The sequence below is a fragment of the Zhongshania borealis genome, assembly GCF_039539625.1.
Classification (GTDB): Bacteria; Pseudomonadota; Gammaproteobacteria; order Pseudomonadales; family Spongiibacteraceae; genus Spongiibacter; species Spongiibacter borealis.
Map to the genome: position 1 here is coordinate 603,934 of NZ_BAABDM010000002.1, position 18,580 is coordinate 622,513.

The following is an 18,580-nucleotide window of genomic DNA, read 5'->3' on the forward strand; positions in this document are numbered from 1 at the left end:
TCTTAGTAAGAGCAGTAAACGTCAGCCATGAGATCAGTCTCGGGGTCTGGGTTGGGCGCCGCGAGACCTTCTTTTACTGCGGTTTCAATCAGCGCAATAACTTCAACATCGATTGCGTCCATTTCTTCAGCTGTTAGCCAGCCTTCTTTCAGTACGCGGTCACGGAAGATTTTTATGCAGTCACGATTTTTCTTGGCGAGCTTAATTTCGTCTTTACCACGATACAGCTGCGGGTCTCCGATGAAGTGGCCGTCAAAGCGCACGGTTTCGGCTTCAATCGCATACGGGCCGTCGCCATTACGGGCGTGGGCAATAGCGCGTTGGCAGACCTCGTAGGTCGCAAAGAAATCAGTGCCGTCTACGAATTCTGATGGCATTCCAAATGCGCGGTTTCGGTCGGCTAAACTGTCGCAGCCAAGCGCGTAATTAGCGCCAGTACCTTCGCCGTAGCCATTGTTTTCAAACATAAAAATATGGGGGAGTTTCAGGACAACGGCGAAGTTCAGTGATTCTAAAACAGTGCCCTGATTGGCACTGCCATCGCCGCCGAATGACATGGCGATATCTTTGGTGCCCAAGGTTTTGGATGCCAGTGCAGCGCCATTGCAGAGGGGTTGGCCGCCGCCAACTATTGCGTTGGCGCCAATCATGCCCTTGTCAAAATCGGCGATGTGCATGGAGCCGCCTTTGCCTTTACATAGGCCTGTTGATTTGCCCATGATCTCTTTCATCATGCCAATTACGTCGCAGCCCTTGGCGATCGAGTGACCGTGACCGCGGTGGGTGCTGCCGATAATGTCGGTGTCGCTTAAGCTGATACAGGACGCGACCGCTACCGACTCTTGACCGTTAGAGGCGTGAACAAAGCCAGGTACGTTTCCGGCCTCGAACTCTTTGATGCAGCGTTCTTCAAAAATTCTGATGGTTTTCATCGTGCGATAAGCACGCAATAAAAATGCGGAATCATATGGCATAAAGCTGCCCCTTATTACTGGTTATTTATAGGCTGAATGAAGCTTACACCAAATATTAAAAAAAACAAGCAAGTTTGTTTGGTCGGTTGATTTGTCGTAGTATGTATACAAACACGTGTCGGTTATTGTAAATTGGCACGGTAATTACGGTCTTATACGGCTTTGTGTAAGCAGTGAAAGGAATACAATAATGGCAAAAACGTCATCCAAGGAGGCCGCTGTAAAAGCGCCGAAGAAAGAAGCGGGCTGGCAGGCGGAAAAAAGCGCAATGACGCGCACAGCAATTTTAGATGCAGCGATGACCTGCTTTATAGAAATTGGTTATGCGAATACGACTACGGCGCTTATCGCTAATCGGGCTGGCGTCTCTAGGGGGGCGATGATGCATCACTTCCCCTCGAGAATGTCGGTAATGAAAGCGGTTATCGCTTACCTCCATGAAATGCGCCTTAGGGAGTATATGGAGTTAATGGCAGATATCGATACGCCGGACGCGCAGTTGACTAACAAAGACATTCGTAACTCGGTTGAGATGGCGTGGAATTATGTCAATATGCCATCGTTTATTGCCTACCAGGAGTTGCTCGGTGCATCGCGAACCGATCCGGAATTAAAGGCGGTAATGGACCCGGTCGAGAAGGATTTTGAAAAGCAGTTTTTGCAAATGGCGAAATCTGTTTTTCCGCATTGGCAAAAGCTACCTGCATTAGAGCCTGCACACGACCTAGTGCAATTTCTTATGAAGGGCATGGCCATGAGTCAGATGTCTACACGCCGAAATGCAAGGGTTAAAAAAGTTATTGATTATCTTGCGCTGATTCTTATGGAAATTTACGATGAGTCTATTGAGTCTAAACTCGCAGAAGACTCGGCGAAATAACCTAAGTTGCAGAATAAAAAAATGGCCGCTTTAGCGGCCATTTTTTTATTCTCAATCGGTATTGGTTCTGTATGCGCCTAGCGTAAGCCAACATCACCTTGACTGAAAATTGTTCGTAATTGCCGTTTGCTAATACGCCAGCCCGAATCTGTGAGTATAACCTCGTCGAGGTACTCCCCCCATATTGTAAGCAATTGACCTTCGTGGTCGCCTTTACCAACATGAATGGCCTGTAGGTAACAGCTGGCGGTAGCGGTATCGCCATTTAGCTTTATGCGGATGTTACTTAGCATATGTTGGGTCTCAGCGCACTGTTCCAATACGCCAGTGACTAGACCTTTTACGGCGTCGCAACCGTGGCAGTCGCCGATGCCTAGGTACTCAACATGGGTGTCGGGAGTAAATATATTGTCGAGTAAATCATAATCCTTTCTGTCTAAGGCGATAGCGTATTCTAAAATAAGGTCTTCGATTTCACGTAACATTAGCAGCTTATTCACGTCGGTCATTAGCATGTCCTTTACTGTTATTAATAATAAATCCCCAGCCATGTTAGTGTTTTAGCTAGGGATGGTAATTGGATAAAATTACTGGGCAACTAGGCAGCCATCCACCACGAGTTCGGTGCCAGAGACATAGCTGGACTCGTCCGAAGCTAGAAAAAGAACACAGCTTGCCACTTCTTCAGGCGTGCCCATTCGCGACATTGGTAATGAATCAACGAGAATATCGAAGTGCTCGGGGTTGTCGCGTTTTGCATCTTCTTGGATATTGGTCATTATCATACCGGGGTGTACCGAGTTGCAGCGAATATTGTGGCGTGCGTTTTCGAGGGCAACGGTTTTGCTTAATATTCGAACACCCGCTTTACTTACGCCGTAGGCGCCGGTTCTTGGCATACCAACTAAGCCGGCTACCGACGACATATTCACAATAGAGCCACCACCTGTTTTGCGCATAGCTTTAATTGCCTCTCTGCAGCCAATGAAAACGCTGCTCATATTGATGTCCATTTGGCGATTGTACTCGTCCATGGTCATTTCATCGATGTTCCGGAGAATAGCAATACCAGCGTTGTTTACTAAAATATCGAGCTGGCCATACTTAGACTCCACTGTTGCAATTGTATCGATCCAGCCTTGCTCGGATGTCACATTTTGACTTAAGGCGATGGCGTCGGCACCTAAAGCCTTAACGTCGGCCAGGGTCGTTTCTAAGCCTTTAGCGTCAATGTCGGTGATAACGAGCTTCGCGCCTTCTTTTGCAAAGGCGAGTGCGATAGAGCGACCTAGGCCAGGATTAGATGCTGCGCCGGTGATCAAGGCGACTTTATTGTGTAAGCGAGCCATGTGTATTCCTTGTTAAATTTATAGGTTGGTTTCGATCGTGCTTATCGAGGTCGAAGCGTAAGCGTCCCAGAAATATCAACTCGATTTATTCGCATAATCGTGTATTCTTAATTAAAAACAAGTTTGACTGTTTTATATTGGGCCAAAAAGATTGCATTGGCAACTCTCTGGCGGTGATATTTCTCAGCGTAGCTTCAAGTTCTTTTCTATCTACTATAAAAACGAGGCGTATTGTGGAAAAAAATCAGAAAGTAGTCCTGTCTAGCCGTCCGGAAGGTGAACTAAAAGCCGTTAATTTTCAATTACTTGACTGTGATATTCCATCTTTGAGCGATGGTCAGTTTCTCATTAAAAATCACTATTTGTCGCTCGATGCCGGTTTTCGGCAGTGGATGAACGAGGGCGCCTCAGACAACTATCTTGCGGCAATGCCGCTCAATGAAGCCGTGCAAAGTATTGTGCTTGGCGAGGTCGTTGAATCTCGGCATGCCGATTATGCCGTTGGCGCATTTGTGGTTGGCCGAACCGCATGGGAGCGCTATAGCGTCGCCGATGGCAGTGATTTAATGACGTGCATTGAGCTGGGGAGTGGCGTGAGTGCGGAACACCATCTAAGTGTCCTAGGTCCGTCAGGTATGACCGCTTACTTTGGTCTCACCGATATTGGTAGAGCAAAACGCGGTGATACGGTGCTGGTTAGCGCTGCGGCTGGGGGTGTTGGTAGCTTAGTAGGTCAAATGGCAAAAATACTAGGGTGCCGGACGATAGGCATTAGCAGTTCAGGCGAAAAATGTCAGTGGCTTAAGAGCGAGCTACGTTATGACGATGTTATTAATTACAAATCTGAACCCGGTCTAGCGCAAAGCATTCAGGAGCTAGCGCCTAACGGCGTTGATGTCTACTTCGATAATGTTGGTGGCGAAATGTTAGACACTGTGCTGCCGCATTTGGCACTGAAAGCGCGCGTTATATTGTGCGGTGCTATTTCACAATATGACGCTTCCGGTAAGCATGCGGGGGTTCATAATTTGTGGGAGCTAATTACCAAGCGTGCTCGGGCTGAGGGCTTTATGTTTTCTGATTACGTCGATGATTACGAAGAAGCTAGTGCAGTAATCGGCCAATGGATTGCAGAGGGAAAATTAAACGCCCCGGTGAGTATCACCGACGGTATAGCGACCACGGCCGCAGCATTTTGCGACATGTTGGCAGGGAAAAACTTGGGCAAGAGCATAGTAAGGCTCTTTTGAGCTTTTGCAGGTGACTTTATTGACTTTGAAATTATAAAAACAATTTTGTTGGTTTTTTTTATGATGGGTGATAGTTTATGGATTCTCACGAGATGGCTAATGCCATAGCTGCACGCTGAATGATGGCGGCAGTGGTGAAAACTAATATTAATAATTACTACACCATCAGAGGACTATTTATGTATAAGCGATTTCTGTTGACGCCAATTGCTATGGCTATTGGAAGTACTTTGCTTCTCCCTGGACTAGCGTATGCCCAGGAAAATGCGGCTCGCGGTGGTCTTGAAGAGGTGCTTGTTACTGCACGTAAGCGGGAAGAGACACTGCAAGACGCTCCTGTTGCGGTGAGTGCAATCTCTCAAGAGAGAATAGAAAAATTTGATGTAACAAGTCTTGAACGTATTGCCGCCCTGTCACCCCAGTTTTTTGTTGGTCGCTCATCAAATGGGTCTGGTGCGCAAATGACGTTGCGGGGCATCGGCTCGAGCTCTACTAGTATTGGTATTGAGCAATCGGTCGCTGTTGTTCTCGATGGTGTTTACTACGGTCAAGGTCGGGTCCTTAATGAAGGTATGTTTGACTTAGCGCAAATTGAATTGCTGAAGGGCCCGCAGGCACTGTTTTTTGGCAAAAACGCGACGGCCGGCGTAGTCTCTATTACATCGGCGAAACCAACAGATGAATTTGAAGCTATCGTACGCGGCGGTTATGAAATTGAAGCAGAGCAATATCGCCTAGAGGGGATTGTTTCGGGCCCATTGAGCGAGACCGTAAACGCGCGCTTATCTGTTCGTCATAGTGAAATGAATGGTGGCTATTTCGAGAACAAATCGACAGATCAGCTTTATACTGTTACTGATGTTGCGACAGGTGACGCTACGACCTACACGGCGCCGGCGGATAATCGCGATGCCCCCGGTGAAGTCGAGACACTGGCGCGATTGATGGTGTCGGTAGATCCGAGTGACGAACTTTCCATGCTGTTTACCGCGTCGACAACAAAATCCGAGGTGGACAATTCATCATGGAATTACACTGCATTTGATTGCCCAGGTGGTGTGGGTGGTGTTAACCCTGATTTAAACTGCGGTGATAATTTTGTTATTACGCAAAACCGTATGCCGTCTATTATTGCGAGTAGCCTCCCATATGCGCGTAGCAATGGCGACCTTTTCAATGAGTATGAGTCTTACTCATTAACCGCAAATATAGAGTATAGCTTTGAGCGTTTTACCCTAACGTCGTTAACGAATTTTCAGGACAATCAAAATACCTTTGGCTTGTCTGGCGATTTTCAATCGTTTCCAACGCCAACTTTTGCCACTGAAAGAAATACCTGGGAGGCATTCTCTGAAGAGCTTCGTCTAACATCAGAATTTGATGGTGCACTTAATTTTATGCTGGGTATTTTGTATCAGACTACAGAGCGTAAATTCGATCAATACGTGACTGCCGGCGGATTAATGGACAGTCGCGTACAAGATCCACAGCTTGTTCATGTTGGTAGTCAGAAAAAGAGCTTTACAGATGGCGAGACCATCTCACCCTTCTTTCAAGTTAACTATGAGTTTAGCGACCGCGTTGAGCTAAGCCTGGGTGCGCGGTACAGTGACGAGACCAAAGATTCGGAATTTGTTCACCCCTATGTAAACGAAGGTTTGGGCGGAATCTGGCGTGTGAATGAGGTTGCTCGTGGCAACCAAAGCTTTGAAGAATGGTCTCCAGAGGCCACACTGAGCTGGCGAGTATTAGATGATACGCTGGCGTATTTTTCGTATAAAACAGCTTACAAATCCGGTGGTTTTTCTAATAGCGGCATTTACTCTGCAGACTTTATGGGTGGGTCGGAATCCGATTTCTTGTTTGAGCCGGAAACGGCTGCTGGTTTTGAGATCGGTCTTAAGTCAACGCTTCTCGACAATCAGTTGCGATTGAACGTTGCGGTATATGATTTTGAGTATGATGATCTGCAAGTCGATTTCTTTAATTCACCGACATTCGCATTTATCACGCTGAACGCCGGTACGGCGAAAACACAAGGGCTGGAGCTAGACGCTGAGTTTGCGCCACGCGCTGCACCGGGTTTGTCAATTCGCGGTTCGCTGGCATTCAACAATGCGGAGTACGATAATTTTGTTGCGCCGTGTTGGGCGGGACAAACTACTGCGCAGGGTTGTAATACAACTGTACCCGGCACAAATGGTACACCCGGCCAGGATATTAGCGGCGAATCAACTGCAATGGCGCCAGAGGTGTCTGCGTCTTTTGGCGTTGGCTACAACAAGTATCTGCAGAATGGTTGGGAGTATGGTCTTGCGGTAGACGGTATTTACTCAGATGAGTACAACGCCTCTGGTTTTGCAAATCCGCATGCGATGCGCGACGCCTATACCACACTGAATGCCAGTATCTCTCTGGCGGGTGAAGGGCGAGAGTGGGAGGTACAATTGTTGGGTAAGAATCTTACCGATGAGCATATTGTGTCCGGTGTCGTCGATGGCCCTAGTACACCGGCAGCGGGCGGTGAGTACGCCGACCAAATGGGCTTTACCTCTTTGCCTAGAACCCTTGCAGTTCAGTTAACCTACCGATTTGATTAAATAGTAAACCAAAAATGGTCTGCCTACTTTCTTGTGGCGGGCCATTTATCGCTTTGTGAAAAAAATTATTAGTTGTAAAACTGTAAAAGGATCGGGGAGAAAGTAATGGGTAAATTACAGGGTAAAATTGCATCAATTATCGGCGCCGCCGGTAAAGATAATATGGGTCAGGTAATTGCTCGCCGTTTTGCGGAAGAGGGTGCTACGGTCGTGGTTTCCGGCCGTAATGAAGATAACCTCAAAGTCCTGGCCAAAGAAATAAATGGTGATTGGGTCTATTGCGACTTGTGCGATAAGTCTTCGATCAACGCCATGTTCGATAGCATTGTTGAGCGCCATGGTCGCGTTGATATTGCGCTTAATTGTACTGGCTGGGGTTTGCTAGTGCCCTTTACTGAGAACACCGAAGAAGACCTTGATCGTATTGTTGATCTGCAATTTAAGGGCCCATTTTTGTGGATGCAAAAATTACTACAATTAATGGATGCTACTGGCGGCTCGATCATACAAATTTCTTCGGCGACTGCGACGATCATGCTTGATGATCATGCTGCCTATATGGGCACCAAGGCGGGAATTGACCATGTGGTTCGTTGTGTGGCAAATCAATATGGTGAAAAAGGCATACGCGCGAATAGTATATCGCCAGGCCTGACCGATACCCCGATGACGTCGAGCGCTATGCAGAGCGGCGCGTTAGTTGAAACGTTCAGAAAATGTTATCCGCTTGGTCGTGTTGGGACCAGCGAGGATATTGCTGCAGCGGCAGTATTTTTGGCATCTGACGAGTGCTTCATGACAGGACAAAACCTTCAGGTTAATGGTGGTCTTACCTTACGCAGAAATCCCCTCGGCACAGAAACCTACGATGCGATGATTGCCGCCGGCGAGATATGACTCCTACTTTTTCGCGACGATGAGCGCTGCTGATACAAAAGGCTCCATGTATGAAATTAAATAACAAAGTGATACTGATCACCGGCGCAGCCGGTGAAATCGGCATGGCGACCGTGAAAAGCTTCCTGAATGAAGGCGCCAAGGTCATGATGGCAGACTGGAATATTTCGGTGCTATCGGAATATTCCAAAGACCTCCCTGGCGAACACGATTTTATACAGGCCGATGTGAGTAGCGAAGACGATAATTTGGAAATGGTTAGGGCAACGTTAGCGCGTTTTGGTCGTATTGACGTCTTTGTCGCCAATGCTGGTGTTGAAGGAAAAATTGGCCCTATTGATGAATGCTCCCTCCAGGACTTTCAGCGTGTTATGTCAATCAATGTTAATGGTGTATGGCTGGGTCTTAAGGCTGTCTTGCCCGCAATGAAGGCGCATGGCGGGAGCATTATAATTACTTCTTCTGGCGCTGGAGTGCAGGGTAGCCCGAACATGATGTCGTACAACACCAGCAAACACGCAGCGATCGGTTTAATGCGCTGTGCAGCAAAAGAATTCGCGCCGTTTAATATTCGTGTTAATACAGTTAACCCTGGTCCGCTGGACACCCGAATGATGCGATCGATTGAGGAAGGCTACGCGCCTGGAAATGCTGCATTTTTTAAATCTCAGTTGGAACAAGTGACACCAATGGGGCGCTATGGCAGGGCAGATGAAATTACTGGGATGATGGTATTTCTAGCGAGCGATGACGCTAGCTACTGTACTGGTGGTACCTATATGGTCGACGGCGGTAACTCCTGCTAAAGAGGAAAATCTATGTTCGATTTTAAGAACAAAATAGTATTTATTACCGGTGCGGGCGCAGGCCTCGGTCTCGGTTGCGCTATCGGCTTTGCGAAAGCCGGTGCGAAAATTGCCGTTGCCGATATTTCTGAAAAGGCCGTTGCCGCTGCGATCGCCGAATTGAACGCGCTCGGTGCAGAGACTTTGGCCCTGCAGGGCGATGTTAGCAAGGCCTGCGATGTGCAGGTGATGATCGACAGTATTGTCGCCAAATGGGGTCGAATCGACGTAGCGGTAAATAATGCCGGTATATCCGCGCCCATACTGCCAGTGGCCGAGACTCTTGAAGATGACTATGACCGGGTGATGGGCGTAAATTTAAAAGGCGTGTGGTTGTGTATGCGGGCAGAGCTACAAGTTATGCTTAAGCAAAATAGCGGCTGTATTGTCAATATGGCTTCAGCCTTGTCACAGCGTGTATTTCCGGGCGCGTCGTTTTACGTTAGTAGCAAGTTTGCTGTTGCCGGCTTAACGCGAACAGCGGCGGTAGAGTATGCGAATTCGCCTATTCGTATTAACGCGGTATGCCCTGGCAATGTTGCTACGCCACTGGTTATGAGTACCGTAGACGACCTAGATTCACTCGCCTCACTTCACGCAATGAAGCGCCTTGGTACGCCAGAAGAGGTGGCTAATGCGGTTATGTTTCTGGCCTCTGATCTTTCCTCGTTCAATACAGGAACGCTACTGCCAGTAGATGGCGGTTGGACTGCCCAGTAGAGTGACTTGATCGTTGTATTTCTAGCAACGACAAATTAGCGAAAAGCTGTTTATTTTGTATATGACTTGGGTATACTCATTTCAGCTAAATAAAAAACAAGTTTGTCCGTTTGTTGTTGTGGCGGAGTTTGTCGAATCCTCTGCTTAGCGTAGAGTCGATATGACCAGTGTGCTCGGTTAATACAATACGAGTATGCGTTCGGCGATAAGATTCTCGTCACGTGAGAGCTGCCGTATTGGCGCTACTGCCACGTATTTCTCAATACAGAAGTATGAGTAATACTCTGGGGAGTGAGTTGTTAAGGGACTGAGCGCGGGCCGGAGTCTGAAGGCTTTGCTCTATGCTTATGAGGTTTTATCCGGAACGAAAATTTGATCCGTCCCATAGCTAGCGGAGACTCGCGTGCCATTAATATGGAATTATCGCTTCGCCAATGGGCGATAATTACGAGTAGTGTGTAAGATTTGATCCGAGTGTATGGCCGTGTTGTTCGCATACTAAGGCGAGCGGTTCATAGAAATATAAGAATGAGTGACATTTTGGAATGTTGTTCCAGCTAGGTGTATTGCATTGTGAAAACAGTTGATTGCGGTAAGCAGGTTTCAGTAGATCTTCCTTTGAATGGCCTAAGAATATTAGATGTGGCCAACGGCAGGGAGGGTATGTGCGGTCGACTCTTTGCTGATCTGGGTGCAGAGGTGTGCTTAGTGGAACCGATTAGCGGTGTGGGTGCTCGCCGTAACGCGCCATTGGTGGATGGTTATAGCGTCGATTTTGCTGTTCATCACGCGAATAAAATGAGTGTAGAGCTCGATTTGACTGACCCTCAGGGTCAATCGGATCTGATTGCCATGGCCGCTTCGGTTGATATGCTAATAGCCTCGTTTGAATCGGCAGATACTGTGTGGCCGGCGTTGCGCTCGACATTGCTCGCGCGCTATCCAAAATTGGTGGTGTTATCAGTTTCAGATTTCGGCCTGTATGGCCCGTACAGCCGATTTGTTGCCACCGATATGGTTCAGATTGCGATGGGGGGAATGCTTGCGCGGTCTGGCTTAGCCGGACGTGAGCCGCTAATGCCGCCGGGCGAGTTGGCGGCAGAGACGGCGGCAATTAATGCAGCTTGGTGCGGCATGTTGGGCTTATGGCAGCTTAAGCAAACCGGTTTGGGCGATCATTTGGATTTCTCAATACTTGAGTCAACTGCGCAGATATTAGATCCCGCGTTTGGCGTTACGGGGAGCGCTGCTGCGGGGCGTACACTTTTTGAGATGATACCCCGCGGTCGCCCCAAAAAGACGCAGCTATATCCCATATTTCCCTGTGCTGATGGTCATGTACGAATTTGTATATTAAATCCACGACAGTGGAATGGCATGAGTGCATGGCTGGGTGACAATCACGCATTTAGCGATCCTTCATACGGCAACTTAGGTAAGCGTATATCCGTAATTAAAGATGTAAACGCACTAATAGCGGGCCTATTCGCGGATAAATCAATGGCGGATATTGTTAGCGAAGCGCAGGCGAGAGGTATTCCCGCTGCGTCGGTCGATTCAATAGAGGAGGTATTGAATAATGAGCATTTCAATGCCCGTGGGGTGTTCACGGAGATCACTTTAGGAAATTGTCGGGGACGAGCGCCGGTCGGGTATCTTGAAGTTGATAGTCGGCATGCTGGAATTCGTATACCAGCGCCTGTGTTGGGCGAGCATCAAGATGTCGTCGCGCAGTGGAGTGGGTCACGAGCTGAAAAATTCATTGGCGATCAGGCCCAGGTCCACGAACATGCTGATAAACTGCGCCCGTTCAGTGGCATTAGAGTTTTAGACTTGGGTGTTATCGTTGCTGGCGCGGAAGTGGGTCGTATATTTGCGGACCAAGGCGCAGAAGTAATAAAAGTAGAGAATAAAGATTTCCCCGATGGTCTTCGGCAGTCTATGACCGGCGAGCCAATTACGCAGTCATTTGCCCAAGGGCAGCGCGGTAAGCAATCTCTAGGGATGAATCTACGAAGCGAGGCGGGCATTTCCCTGTTTAAGTCGCTCGTGGCCACGGCCGATGTTGTGATGTCGAATTTTAAACCGGGCACAATGGAGTCCCTTGGCTTGGGTTACGAGGTCTTGAGCGAAATAAATCCAGGAATTGTAATGCTCGACAGCAGTGCATTGGGTAATTCGGGGCCGATGAGTCGCACAATGGGTTATGGGCCGTTGGTTCGCTGTACCTCAGGTTTAACCGCACTGTGGTCGTATAGTGACGAAGCCGGCAGTTACAGTGACGGTGCGACAATTTTTCCTGACCACTTTGCAGCCCGCGTAGCCGCGTTTGGTGTTGCTGCCAAGTTACTTCAGCGTGAACGAAGCGGGCGCGGTGGAACCGTTAGTGTCTCGCAAGCGGAGAGTATTCTGGCAGCGATGTCGGGCCTTTTTCTGCGTGAATCTATTGAGCCAGGCACGGCTAAGCCGATGGGGAATCGCAAAGAGTTTTACGCCCCGTCCGGTGTTTATCCCTGCAAGGGTGACGATGAATGGTGTGTTATCGATGTTCGCAGTGACGCGCAGTGGCTTAGCATGTGTGACGCCCTTGGCTTGTCAGCACTAAAAAATAGAGGTGAACTGCAGAGTAACGATGAACGCCTTAGACATCGGGATGAGATCGATAAGGCGATACGCAATTGGACCGCGGCGCATAGCCCACTAGAAGTGCTAAGTATTTTGCAATCCCACGGTGTTGCAGCGGGTAATGTACAGCGTCTAAATGAATACAAAGAAAACCCCCATTTCCTCGCACGGGATTTCTTTCGTGAACTTATACAGCCCGGATTAACTGAGCCGCTCACTACCGAGAATGGCCCGGTAAAAGCCGCGAATCTGCCCGACCCGGACATTCGGCCGGCACCATTCTTAGCGCAGCATACACGCCAAGTTATGAAGCGCGTACTTGACCTTAGCGACGAAGAAATAGACAGCTATGTGGCGTCTGGTGACCTGATGGAGCTTGATACTCCACTGCCTAGTTAAGGCTACTTAAATAGACAACCGCCGTCGTTTATTGCGGCTAGGAACTAGGAAATATGACTGACCAAGTAGTAAAAATTGAAAAGCTTGACGGCGGTGTTTTACTTGTAACACTTGACCGCGAGCATGCAGGGAATAGTGTTAACGGTGATGTGACATCTCAGCTTTATGACGCCGTGCGAATCTCAGAATCTGATCCCAGTATTCGAGTTGTTATTCTCACTGGCGCAGGTAGTAAGTTCTTCTGTGCCGGGGCGGATCTAAAAGCTGTTGCCAGCGGCGACAGTAAGACGCTAGTACATCCCGAGGCAGGCTTTGCGGGATTTGTCTTGGCAAAAACAACGAAGCCGTGGATCGCCGCAATCAATGGCATTGCCGTTGGCGGCGGCCTTGAGCTGGCACTGACGTGCGATATGATTTTTGCTGCTGAAAATGCAAAATTCGGTCTGCCAGAAGTCAAGGTTGGAATTATTGCTGGTGCGGGCGGAATGTACCGGTTACCCAAGGCAATTCCTAAAGCGATTGCAATTGAAATGGTGGCAACCGGAAATGCAATAAGTGCATCGCGTGCATTTGATATTGGCCTGGTAAATCGGCTAGTGAAACCGGGCGAGCTCATGGCTGATACGTTGATATGCGCCCAGCAAATTGCTGGAAATGCACCGATAGCGGTTCAGCAATCACTTGCCATTGCTCGGGTGGCTGGCTCGCAAACAGAAGAATCGTTGCACGCACTTAGCGAAGCTGCGATTGAAGTCATAATGCAGTCGGACGACGCCAAAGAGGGGCCGCGGGCTTTTGCAGAGAAGCGTAAGCCGCAATGGCAGGGGAAATAACGATGAATGATAATCGGATTGTCGTTGTTGGCGTGGGCCAGTGTGTACAGCGTGAGTTTACTGCAGAGAAATTAGCCTCGGTTATCGATTTGGCGGTAAACGCAAGCAGCGCTGCTATTACTGACGCCAATGTAGGTGTGGCGGCAGAGAATTGGATAGATAGTCTCGCCTGGATAAGAACCTTTGCAGACTCAGTACCCCAATTTAAAACGGAGTTCGGATCGGCGATTAATCCGCCACGAGCACTTGCCAAGAAACTAGGGCTAAAGCCCCGTGTTGCGATTCACAGCCAAGTGGGCGGCAACTCACCGCAGGGCATTATCAATGAACTTTCGCATCGGCTTGCTGACGGCGAAATTAAAGCGTCGTTGGTGGTCGGTGGTGAGGCGATAGGAAATGAGATATTTGCTATAAAGAATGGACTAAAGCCTGACTGGAGTGATTCTACAGATGGGAATTGCGAAAGCAAAGGCTTGGGTTTAGAGGGTATTTTCCATCAAACCGAGCTGGCGCACGGTTTGATGGGCTCGGCGCCGTTCTCCTATTCTTTGGTTGAATCCGCGCTGGCAAATCATCTGTCGCAAACGCCGAGTCAGCATGCGCAACACATGGCAAATCTGATGGCGCCACTGGTAGGCGTCGCAAGAACTAACCCCTTTGCGATGTTTAGCGACTTACCTTCGTCCGCCGATCTGGCTAAGCGAGATAGTTTGCTAACAAGCAGTTACCACAAATGGCTGTGTGCGAGGGAGAAGGTAAACCAATCTGCTGCGGTAGTTTTAACCACTGAGAAATACGCTAAGGAACTAGGCATTCCAGCTGAGCAGTGTGTTTATCTTCACCGCGCGATTGATGTCGCGGATCTGCCGCTTATTCAACGAGAAACATTCCATCACTCCGCTGCCCTGCAGCTTGCATCTGATTTGTTGTTTGACGGTTGGGACTCAGCAAAGCGAATTGCGCACCTCGATATATACAGCTGTTTCCCCTGCGCGCTCGAACTCGCGGCCAATGCGTTGAAAGCTCATGTGGAGAGCGGGGCGCCGTTAAGCCTCACCGGCGGGCTTCCCTACTTTGGCGGTCCTGGGAATAATTATAGCTTGCACGGCATTGCAGAGTTGGTATCAGCTTTGCGTAAAGATCGGTCGAGCTATGGGTTGATCTCGGCAAACGGTGGAGTGCTTAGTAAACAATCGATGGCCATATATTCTGGCGAACCGCCGGAAGAAGGTTGGTTGGAATCTGCTTATCGCGGCAGCCACAAAATAGCGCCAGCCGGTATCGAAATTGTTGAAAATTTTGAAGGAAGCGTCGTTCTAGAGACGTATGCTTATAGTTATAAAAAAGGTAAAACGTTATTCGCTGCTGTTATCGGGCGCGATAGTAATGATGCGAGGCGGCGTTGCCTTGCCGTTATTGATGACTCGGACCCTGATAGCCTCCGGTACTTTGATGGCAGGGACATTATCGGCGAGTTTGCTATGGTCAAATCCATCGACGGCAAAAATAAACTGACGCCAATGCAGTAATATTGTTTGCAAGCAATATTGCTGCTGCTTTCCCAATCAATTGCAGCGCAAACTAATTGGTAATGATGACTCGTATTATGGGTGAATGGCGTTCTCTCGTGGAATTATCCTAGCGGGGCAGTTTCTGCTATTCCTGTCACTTTAAGACGGCTGCTGTTTTTTTTGCCCGCACTACTATTTTAGTTAGCCATTTCCTTAATAATGTGTATATAATTCTTAAAAACAATCTCGTCTGTTTTTTTGAAAAGTAAAGATAACGCAATAATGATAAAAGATTAGACTAAACCGGAGTCGTTCAATGAAAAAGTATAAAGGTTCATCTGCATCGAAGATGCAGGGTGTCGTGCTAGCGAGCGCATTTGTAATACCTACTTATGGCTACAGCGCGCCGGTACTTGAAGAAGTGATCGTTACCGCTCAAAAACGTGCCGAAAGTCTGCAAGACGTGCCGATATCAGTTGCTGCGGTAGGCGGGGAAAAAATTGAAGATAACTTTATTACCTCACTAGATCAAATTTCTGAATACTTACCCAATGTAACAATCGCAGATTCAACATCGGCGGAACAAATTTTCATTCGCGGTATCGGTTCGGGAGCCAACGAAGGTTTTGAACAATCCGTTGGTACCTATGTCGACGGAATTTATTATGGCCGTGGCCGCAGTGCCAAAACGGGCTTTCTGGATATGGCCCGAGTTGAAGTGCTAAAAGGCCCGCAAGGTGTTTTGTTCGGCAAGAACACAATTGCCGGTGCAATCAATATCAGTACCCGAAATCCAAGTGACGAGTTTGAAGCGGCAGTTAATGTTGGTTATGAAATTGAACATAAAGAGAAAACAATTGGTGGAGTAATTTCGGGGCCGTTAACTGATACGTTGAAAGCGCGCTTGGCCGTGCGCAGCTCAGAGCATGATGGATGGATGGAAAATACCTATCTAAACGAAAGCACAGGCGAAAGCGAGGAAATCGCAGCGCGCTTAACGACCGTATGGGACGCGAGCGAAAATTTGGAGTTAGTTACCAAGATTCAGTACACGGATTTAGAATTAGGTGACAGAGCAGCTCAGCTAACTAAGTGTAGCGCAGCAATGCAAGCCGCCGTTGCGGGGATTGATAATTGTCAATTTGATGACGAAACTACTATGGCGCTTACCAGCCCTAGTGGAGAAAATCACGGTTACGAAAACTATGACTCTCTGAGTGTTGGGGTTACTGCTAACTGGGATCTTGGCGAATACACTCTGACATCGGTAACAGGGTATACCGAGCTAAGTTCAGAACAAGCACTTGAGTTGGACTTTACTCACCAAGACAATTTGTCTGCGGATCCGCGCAATGAGGAATTTGAATCCTATAGTCAAGAACTGCGTATTACTTCCCCTCTTGGCGAAACCTTTGAGTACATAAGTGGTTTGTACTATGAACAATCGGATCTATATCGGACAAATGCATTTAACTTATCAAATTCGCTTACTCGCATAGGCGATAACTGGCAGGAAGGTGTGTCCGCCGCGATATTTGGTAGTGTCGATTGGAATATCAATGAGAGCGTTACCTTAACATTGGGTGGACGTTATACAGAAGATAAGAAAGATCTTCACAAAGTGATGTTCTTTGCAAACTCGAAAACAAGAACACCCTCCGGTGCAACAACGGTTCCTGGCTTAGGCACAGCGCATGATGTAAACCATAGTCGAACCGATAAAGAGTTTTCACCGACCATTACTGTTGAGTGGAATCCCTCAGACGACCATATGTATTACTTTAATTACTCTGAGGGCTTTAAGGCCGGTGGCTATGACTTGGCAAGCGCCAGCGGCGACGAAGACGAAATTGAGTTCGATCCTGAGACGGCTAAGTCATTTGAGGTGGGAACCAAAGCAACTTTGTTAGATGGTGCAATGGAGCTGAATGTCGCGATATTCCACAGTACTTTCTCTGACCTACAAGTATCTACCTTTGATGGTAATTACGCGTTGCTTGTAGGCAACGCGGCAGAAGCGGTTGCAGACGGTGTTGAGCTCGATTTCCGTTTGGCGGTTACTGATTCGCTTACACTAACGGGTGCGTTTGCCTACCTAAAAGCGGAGTATGACAGCTACGAAGCTGCGCAGTGTACCGCCGATCAAACGGCGGCTACTCCCGCAGGAACAACTTGTACGCAAGACTTAAGTGGCGAAATGCTGACATTTGCCCCAGAGCAGTCTGCTAATCTTGGCTTGGTTTACACCAGAGACTTGAGTGATAGCTTGAAAATGCGATTCTCGACGGATGTTAACTATACATCTGAGTACTGGGTGGCTGGCGATGCCGACCCAAATGTTCTGGAAGACGGCTATACTAAAGTGAATAGTTTAATCGCACTTGCGCCGATGGACGAGCAGTGGGAAGTGAGTATTGTTGCTAAAAACCTAACCGACGAGAAAACCTCTCATTGGGGGAATGACGTGCCGGCTAGTGCGGGTAGCTATTACAAATACTTAGATCGCACGCGTAATATAACATTTGCTGCTAAGTACAACTTCTAAGTCTAGATGCCGCCGTCCCCGCAAGTCATTGTAGGACCGGCGGCATCATTATATGCTTTGCGTATAAACTCCGTTCCCAGTGATAATCTGCAATATTACCCCCTCTGAAACGACACAATTTGTAGTCGATATCTTTAGCTTATAATCTGAATAGAGCACAAGTGAGAATAGCCATGAGAAAAGTACTTGTTTATGGAGCAACAGGCGATCAAGGGCACCCTTTAATGAGACGCCTTATCGACGCTGGGCTTGAAGTGAGGATAGCAACGAGAAATCCACAATCTTTCTCTGGTGGTGAATTTTCAGAAGTCGAAGCGGTATACGCAGACTTTAATGATCAGACATCATTGATCGCCGCAAGCAAAGGGGTCGATGGCATCGCAATGAATCTGCCCTTTGTTTTTGACGTAGATTATGCGCGCCATATGGCAAACGCGATTTTGACCGCCGCCGTCCAAGAAAATGTCAAAAAAGTTGTATTTAATACTAGCTGCGTTGTAATGGATCACGATTTAGACTTAAGTGCACACGATGGCCGTCGTGCCATTGAGGCTGAGATAGAAAAAAGTGGCCTATCGTATGCGGTTATTCGATCAACTGTTTTTATGGATAATATGAGTCGGGCCTGGGTTAAGCCCTCTATCGTCACGAAAGATGTGTTTGCTTACCCCGCATCTGAAACATTAAAGGTGTCTTGGGTTTGTTTGGACGATGTTGCAAAATGCATGGTCGCCGCGCTAAGCGATCCTGCGATAAAGGCAGAAAAAATTCTGGTTGGCGGACCTGAGGCGCTAACTGGGTTTGAAGTGGCTGCTATGCTCAGCAAGGAGTTGGGCCGAGAAATCACGTTTAAAAGTTTGGAACCAATTAATTTTGCTAAAAGTATGAGTAAGTTGGTAACAGGTTCTGAGGTCATTCAGCCCGGGAGTGTGTATTTGGGCATGTCGAAGTTTTATGCGTGGTACAACGCTTGTGAAACATCACCGTTGATTGCTGACGCGAGCATTGTGCAGGAAAAACTTGGGGTTAAATTAACGCCATTCTCTGAGTGGCTTAAGCGCATCGATTGGTCCGTTGTGTAGCGTTAGAATACGCCAGTAACATAAACTTCGATATTAAAAAGCCGCGATATAAAGTTGCGGCTTTTTTGTT

The 18,580-nt window shown here is 48.0% G+C and carries 14 protein-coding genes; 11 read left to right on the top strand and 3 right to left on the bottom strand.

Translation table 11 applies throughout. The features are described 5' to 3' along the window. Positions 1 to 2 precede the first annotated feature (2 nt). Entirely contained in the window at positions 3 to 974 is a 972-nt protein-coding gene (locus tag ABD836_RS09080) for a thiamine pyrophosphate-dependent dehydrogenase E1 component subunit alpha (protein WP_344934858.1), read from the bottom strand. A gap of 190 nt (positions 975 to 1,164) precedes the next feature. Here ABD836_RS09080 and ABD836_RS09085 point away from each other — a divergent pair, with 190 nt between their 5' ends. Next, positions 1,165 to 1,854, top strand: coding sequence for a TetR/AcrR family transcriptional regulator (locus ABD836_RS09085; RefSeq protein WP_344934860.1), 690 nt, complete (start codon positions 1,165 to 1,167; stop codon positions 1,852 to 1,854). Between the two features lie 77 nt (positions 1,855 to 1,931). Here ABD836_RS09085 and ABD836_RS09090 read toward each other — a convergent pair whose 3' ends face one another. Then, the gene (locus ABD836_RS09090) at positions 1,932 to 2,363 is read right to left on the bottom strand and encodes a nuclear transport factor 2 family protein (RefSeq protein WP_344934863.1); all 432 of its coding nucleotides are present in this window, start codon (positions 2,361 to 2,363) and stop codon (positions 1,932 to 1,934) included. 78 nt (positions 2,364 to 2,441) lie between these two features. Continuing rightward, entirely contained in the window at positions 2,442 to 3,203 is a 762-nt protein-coding gene (locus tag ABD836_RS09095) for an SDR family NAD(P)-dependent oxidoreductase (protein ID WP_344934865.1), read from the bottom strand. Positions 3,204 to 3,436: 233 nt separating this feature from the next. Between ABD836_RS09095 and ABD836_RS09100 the strand changes: the two genes are divergently transcribed. The 10 genes from ABD836_RS09100 to ABD836_RS09145 all read left to right on the top strand — a co-directional run bounded on the left by ABD836_RS09100 (position 3,437) and on the right by ABD836_RS09145 (position 18,510). Continuing rightward, a complete protein-coding gene (locus tag ABD836_RS09100) occupies positions 3,437 to 4,453 on the top strand; it encodes an NADP-dependent oxidoreductase (RefSeq protein WP_344934867.1) in 1,017 nt (338 codons plus the stop codon). A 179-nt stretch (positions 4,454 to 4,632) separates the two neighbouring features. Further along, positions 4,633 to 7,053, top strand: a complete 2,421-nt coding sequence (locus tag ABD836_RS09105) for a TonB-dependent receptor (protein WP_344934869.1) — start codon at positions 4,633 to 4,635, stop codon at positions 7,051 to 7,053. A gap of 105 nt (positions 7,054 to 7,158) precedes the next feature. Next, positions 7,159 to 7,950, top strand: coding sequence for an SDR family NAD(P)-dependent oxidoreductase (locus tag ABD836_RS09110; protein WP_344934871.1), 792 nt, complete (start codon positions 7,159 to 7,161; stop codon positions 7,948 to 7,950). 50 nt (positions 7,951 to 8,000) lie between these two features. Further along, positions 8,001 to 8,756 carry an SDR family NAD(P)-dependent oxidoreductase gene (locus tag ABD836_RS09115; RefSeq protein WP_344934873.1) on the top strand — a complete coding sequence of 252 codons (756 nt, stop codon included), beginning with the start codon at positions 8,001 to 8,003 and terminating at the stop codon, positions 8,754 to 8,756. A 12-nt stretch (positions 8,757 to 8,768) separates the two neighbouring features. Further along, entirely contained in the window at positions 8,769 to 9,515 is a 747-nt protein-coding gene (locus ABD836_RS09120) for an SDR family NAD(P)-dependent oxidoreductase (RefSeq protein WP_344934875.1), read from the top strand. Positions 9,516 to 10,088: 573 nt separating this feature from the next. Further along, entirely contained in the window at positions 10,089 to 12,539 is a 2,451-nt protein-coding gene (locus tag ABD836_RS09125; RefSeq protein ID WP_344934877.1) for a CaiB/BaiF CoA-transferase family protein, read from the top strand. Positions 12,540 to 12,592: 53 nt separating this feature from the next. Further along, a complete protein-coding gene (locus ABD836_RS09130; protein ID WP_344934880.1) occupies positions 12,593 to 13,372 on the top strand; it encodes an enoyl-CoA hydratase-related protein in 780 nt (259 codons plus the stop codon). Positions 13,373 to 13,374: 2 nt separating this feature from the next. Beyond that, positions 13,375 to 14,901 carry a hypothetical protein gene (locus tag ABD836_RS09135; protein WP_344934882.1) on the top strand — a complete coding sequence of 509 codons (1,527 nt, stop codon included), beginning with the start codon at positions 13,375 to 13,377 and terminating at the stop codon, positions 14,899 to 14,901. A gap of 298 nt (positions 14,902 to 15,199) precedes the next feature. Next, on the top strand, positions 15,200 to 17,428 hold the full coding sequence (locus tag ABD836_RS09140; RefSeq protein ID WP_344934885.1) for a TonB-dependent receptor: 2,229 nt from the start codon (positions 15,200 to 15,202) through the stop codon (positions 17,426 to 17,428). Positions 17,429 to 17,601: 173 nt separating this feature from the next. Next, entirely contained in the window at positions 17,602 to 18,510 is a 909-nt protein-coding gene (locus ABD836_RS09145) for an SDR family oxidoreductase (RefSeq protein ID WP_344934887.1), read from the top strand. Positions 18,511 to 18,580 lie beyond the last annotated feature (70 nt).

Excerpts from the sequence above, each read along its gene's own strand:
- ABD836_RS09110 (WP_344934871.1), top strand. The coding sequence starts at position 7,159 with ATGGGTAAATTACAGGGTAAAATTGCATCAATTATCGGCGCCGCCGGT.
- ABD836_RS09085 (WP_344934860.1), top strand. The coding sequence starts at position 1,165 with ATGGCAAAAACGTCATCCAAGGAGGCCGCTGTAAAAGCGCCGAAGAAA.
- ABD836_RS09135 (WP_344934882.1), top strand. The coding sequence starts at position 13,375 with ATGAATGATAATCGGATTGTCGTTGTTGGCGTGGGCCAGTGTGTACAG.
- ABD836_RS09120 (WP_344934875.1), top strand. The coding sequence starts at position 8,769 with ATGTTCGATTTTAAGAACAAAATAGTATTTATTACCGGTGCGGGCGCA.
- ABD836_RS09090 (WP_344934863.1), bottom strand. The coding sequence starts at position 2,363 with ATGACCGACGTGAATAAGCTGCTAATGTTACGTGAAATCGAAGACCTT.
- ABD836_RS09095 (WP_344934865.1), bottom strand. The coding sequence starts at position 3,203 with ATGGCTCGCTTACACAATAAAGTCGCCTTGATCACCGGCGCAGCATCT.
- ABD836_RS09080 (WP_344934858.1), bottom strand. The coding sequence starts at position 974 with ATGCCATATGATTCCGCATTTTTATTGCGTGCTTATCGCACGATGAAA.
- ABD836_RS09130 (WP_344934880.1), top strand. The coding sequence starts at position 12,593 with ATGACTGACCAAGTAGTAAAAATTGAAAAGCTTGACGGCGGTGTTTTA.
- ABD836_RS09105 (WP_344934869.1), top strand. The coding sequence starts at position 4,633 with ATGTATAAGCGATTTCTGTTGACGCCAATTGCTATGGCTATTGGAAGT.
- ABD836_RS09145 (WP_344934887.1), top strand. The coding sequence starts at position 17,602 with ATGAGAAAAGTACTTGTTTATGGAGCAACAGGCGATCAAGGGCACCCT.
- ABD836_RS09115 (WP_344934873.1), top strand. The coding sequence starts at position 8,001 with ATGAAATTAAATAACAAAGTGATACTGATCACCGGCGCAGCCGGTGAA.
- ABD836_RS09140 (WP_344934885.1), top strand. The coding sequence starts at position 15,200 with ATGAAAAAGTATAAAGGTTCATCTGCATCGAAGATGCAGGGTGTCGTG.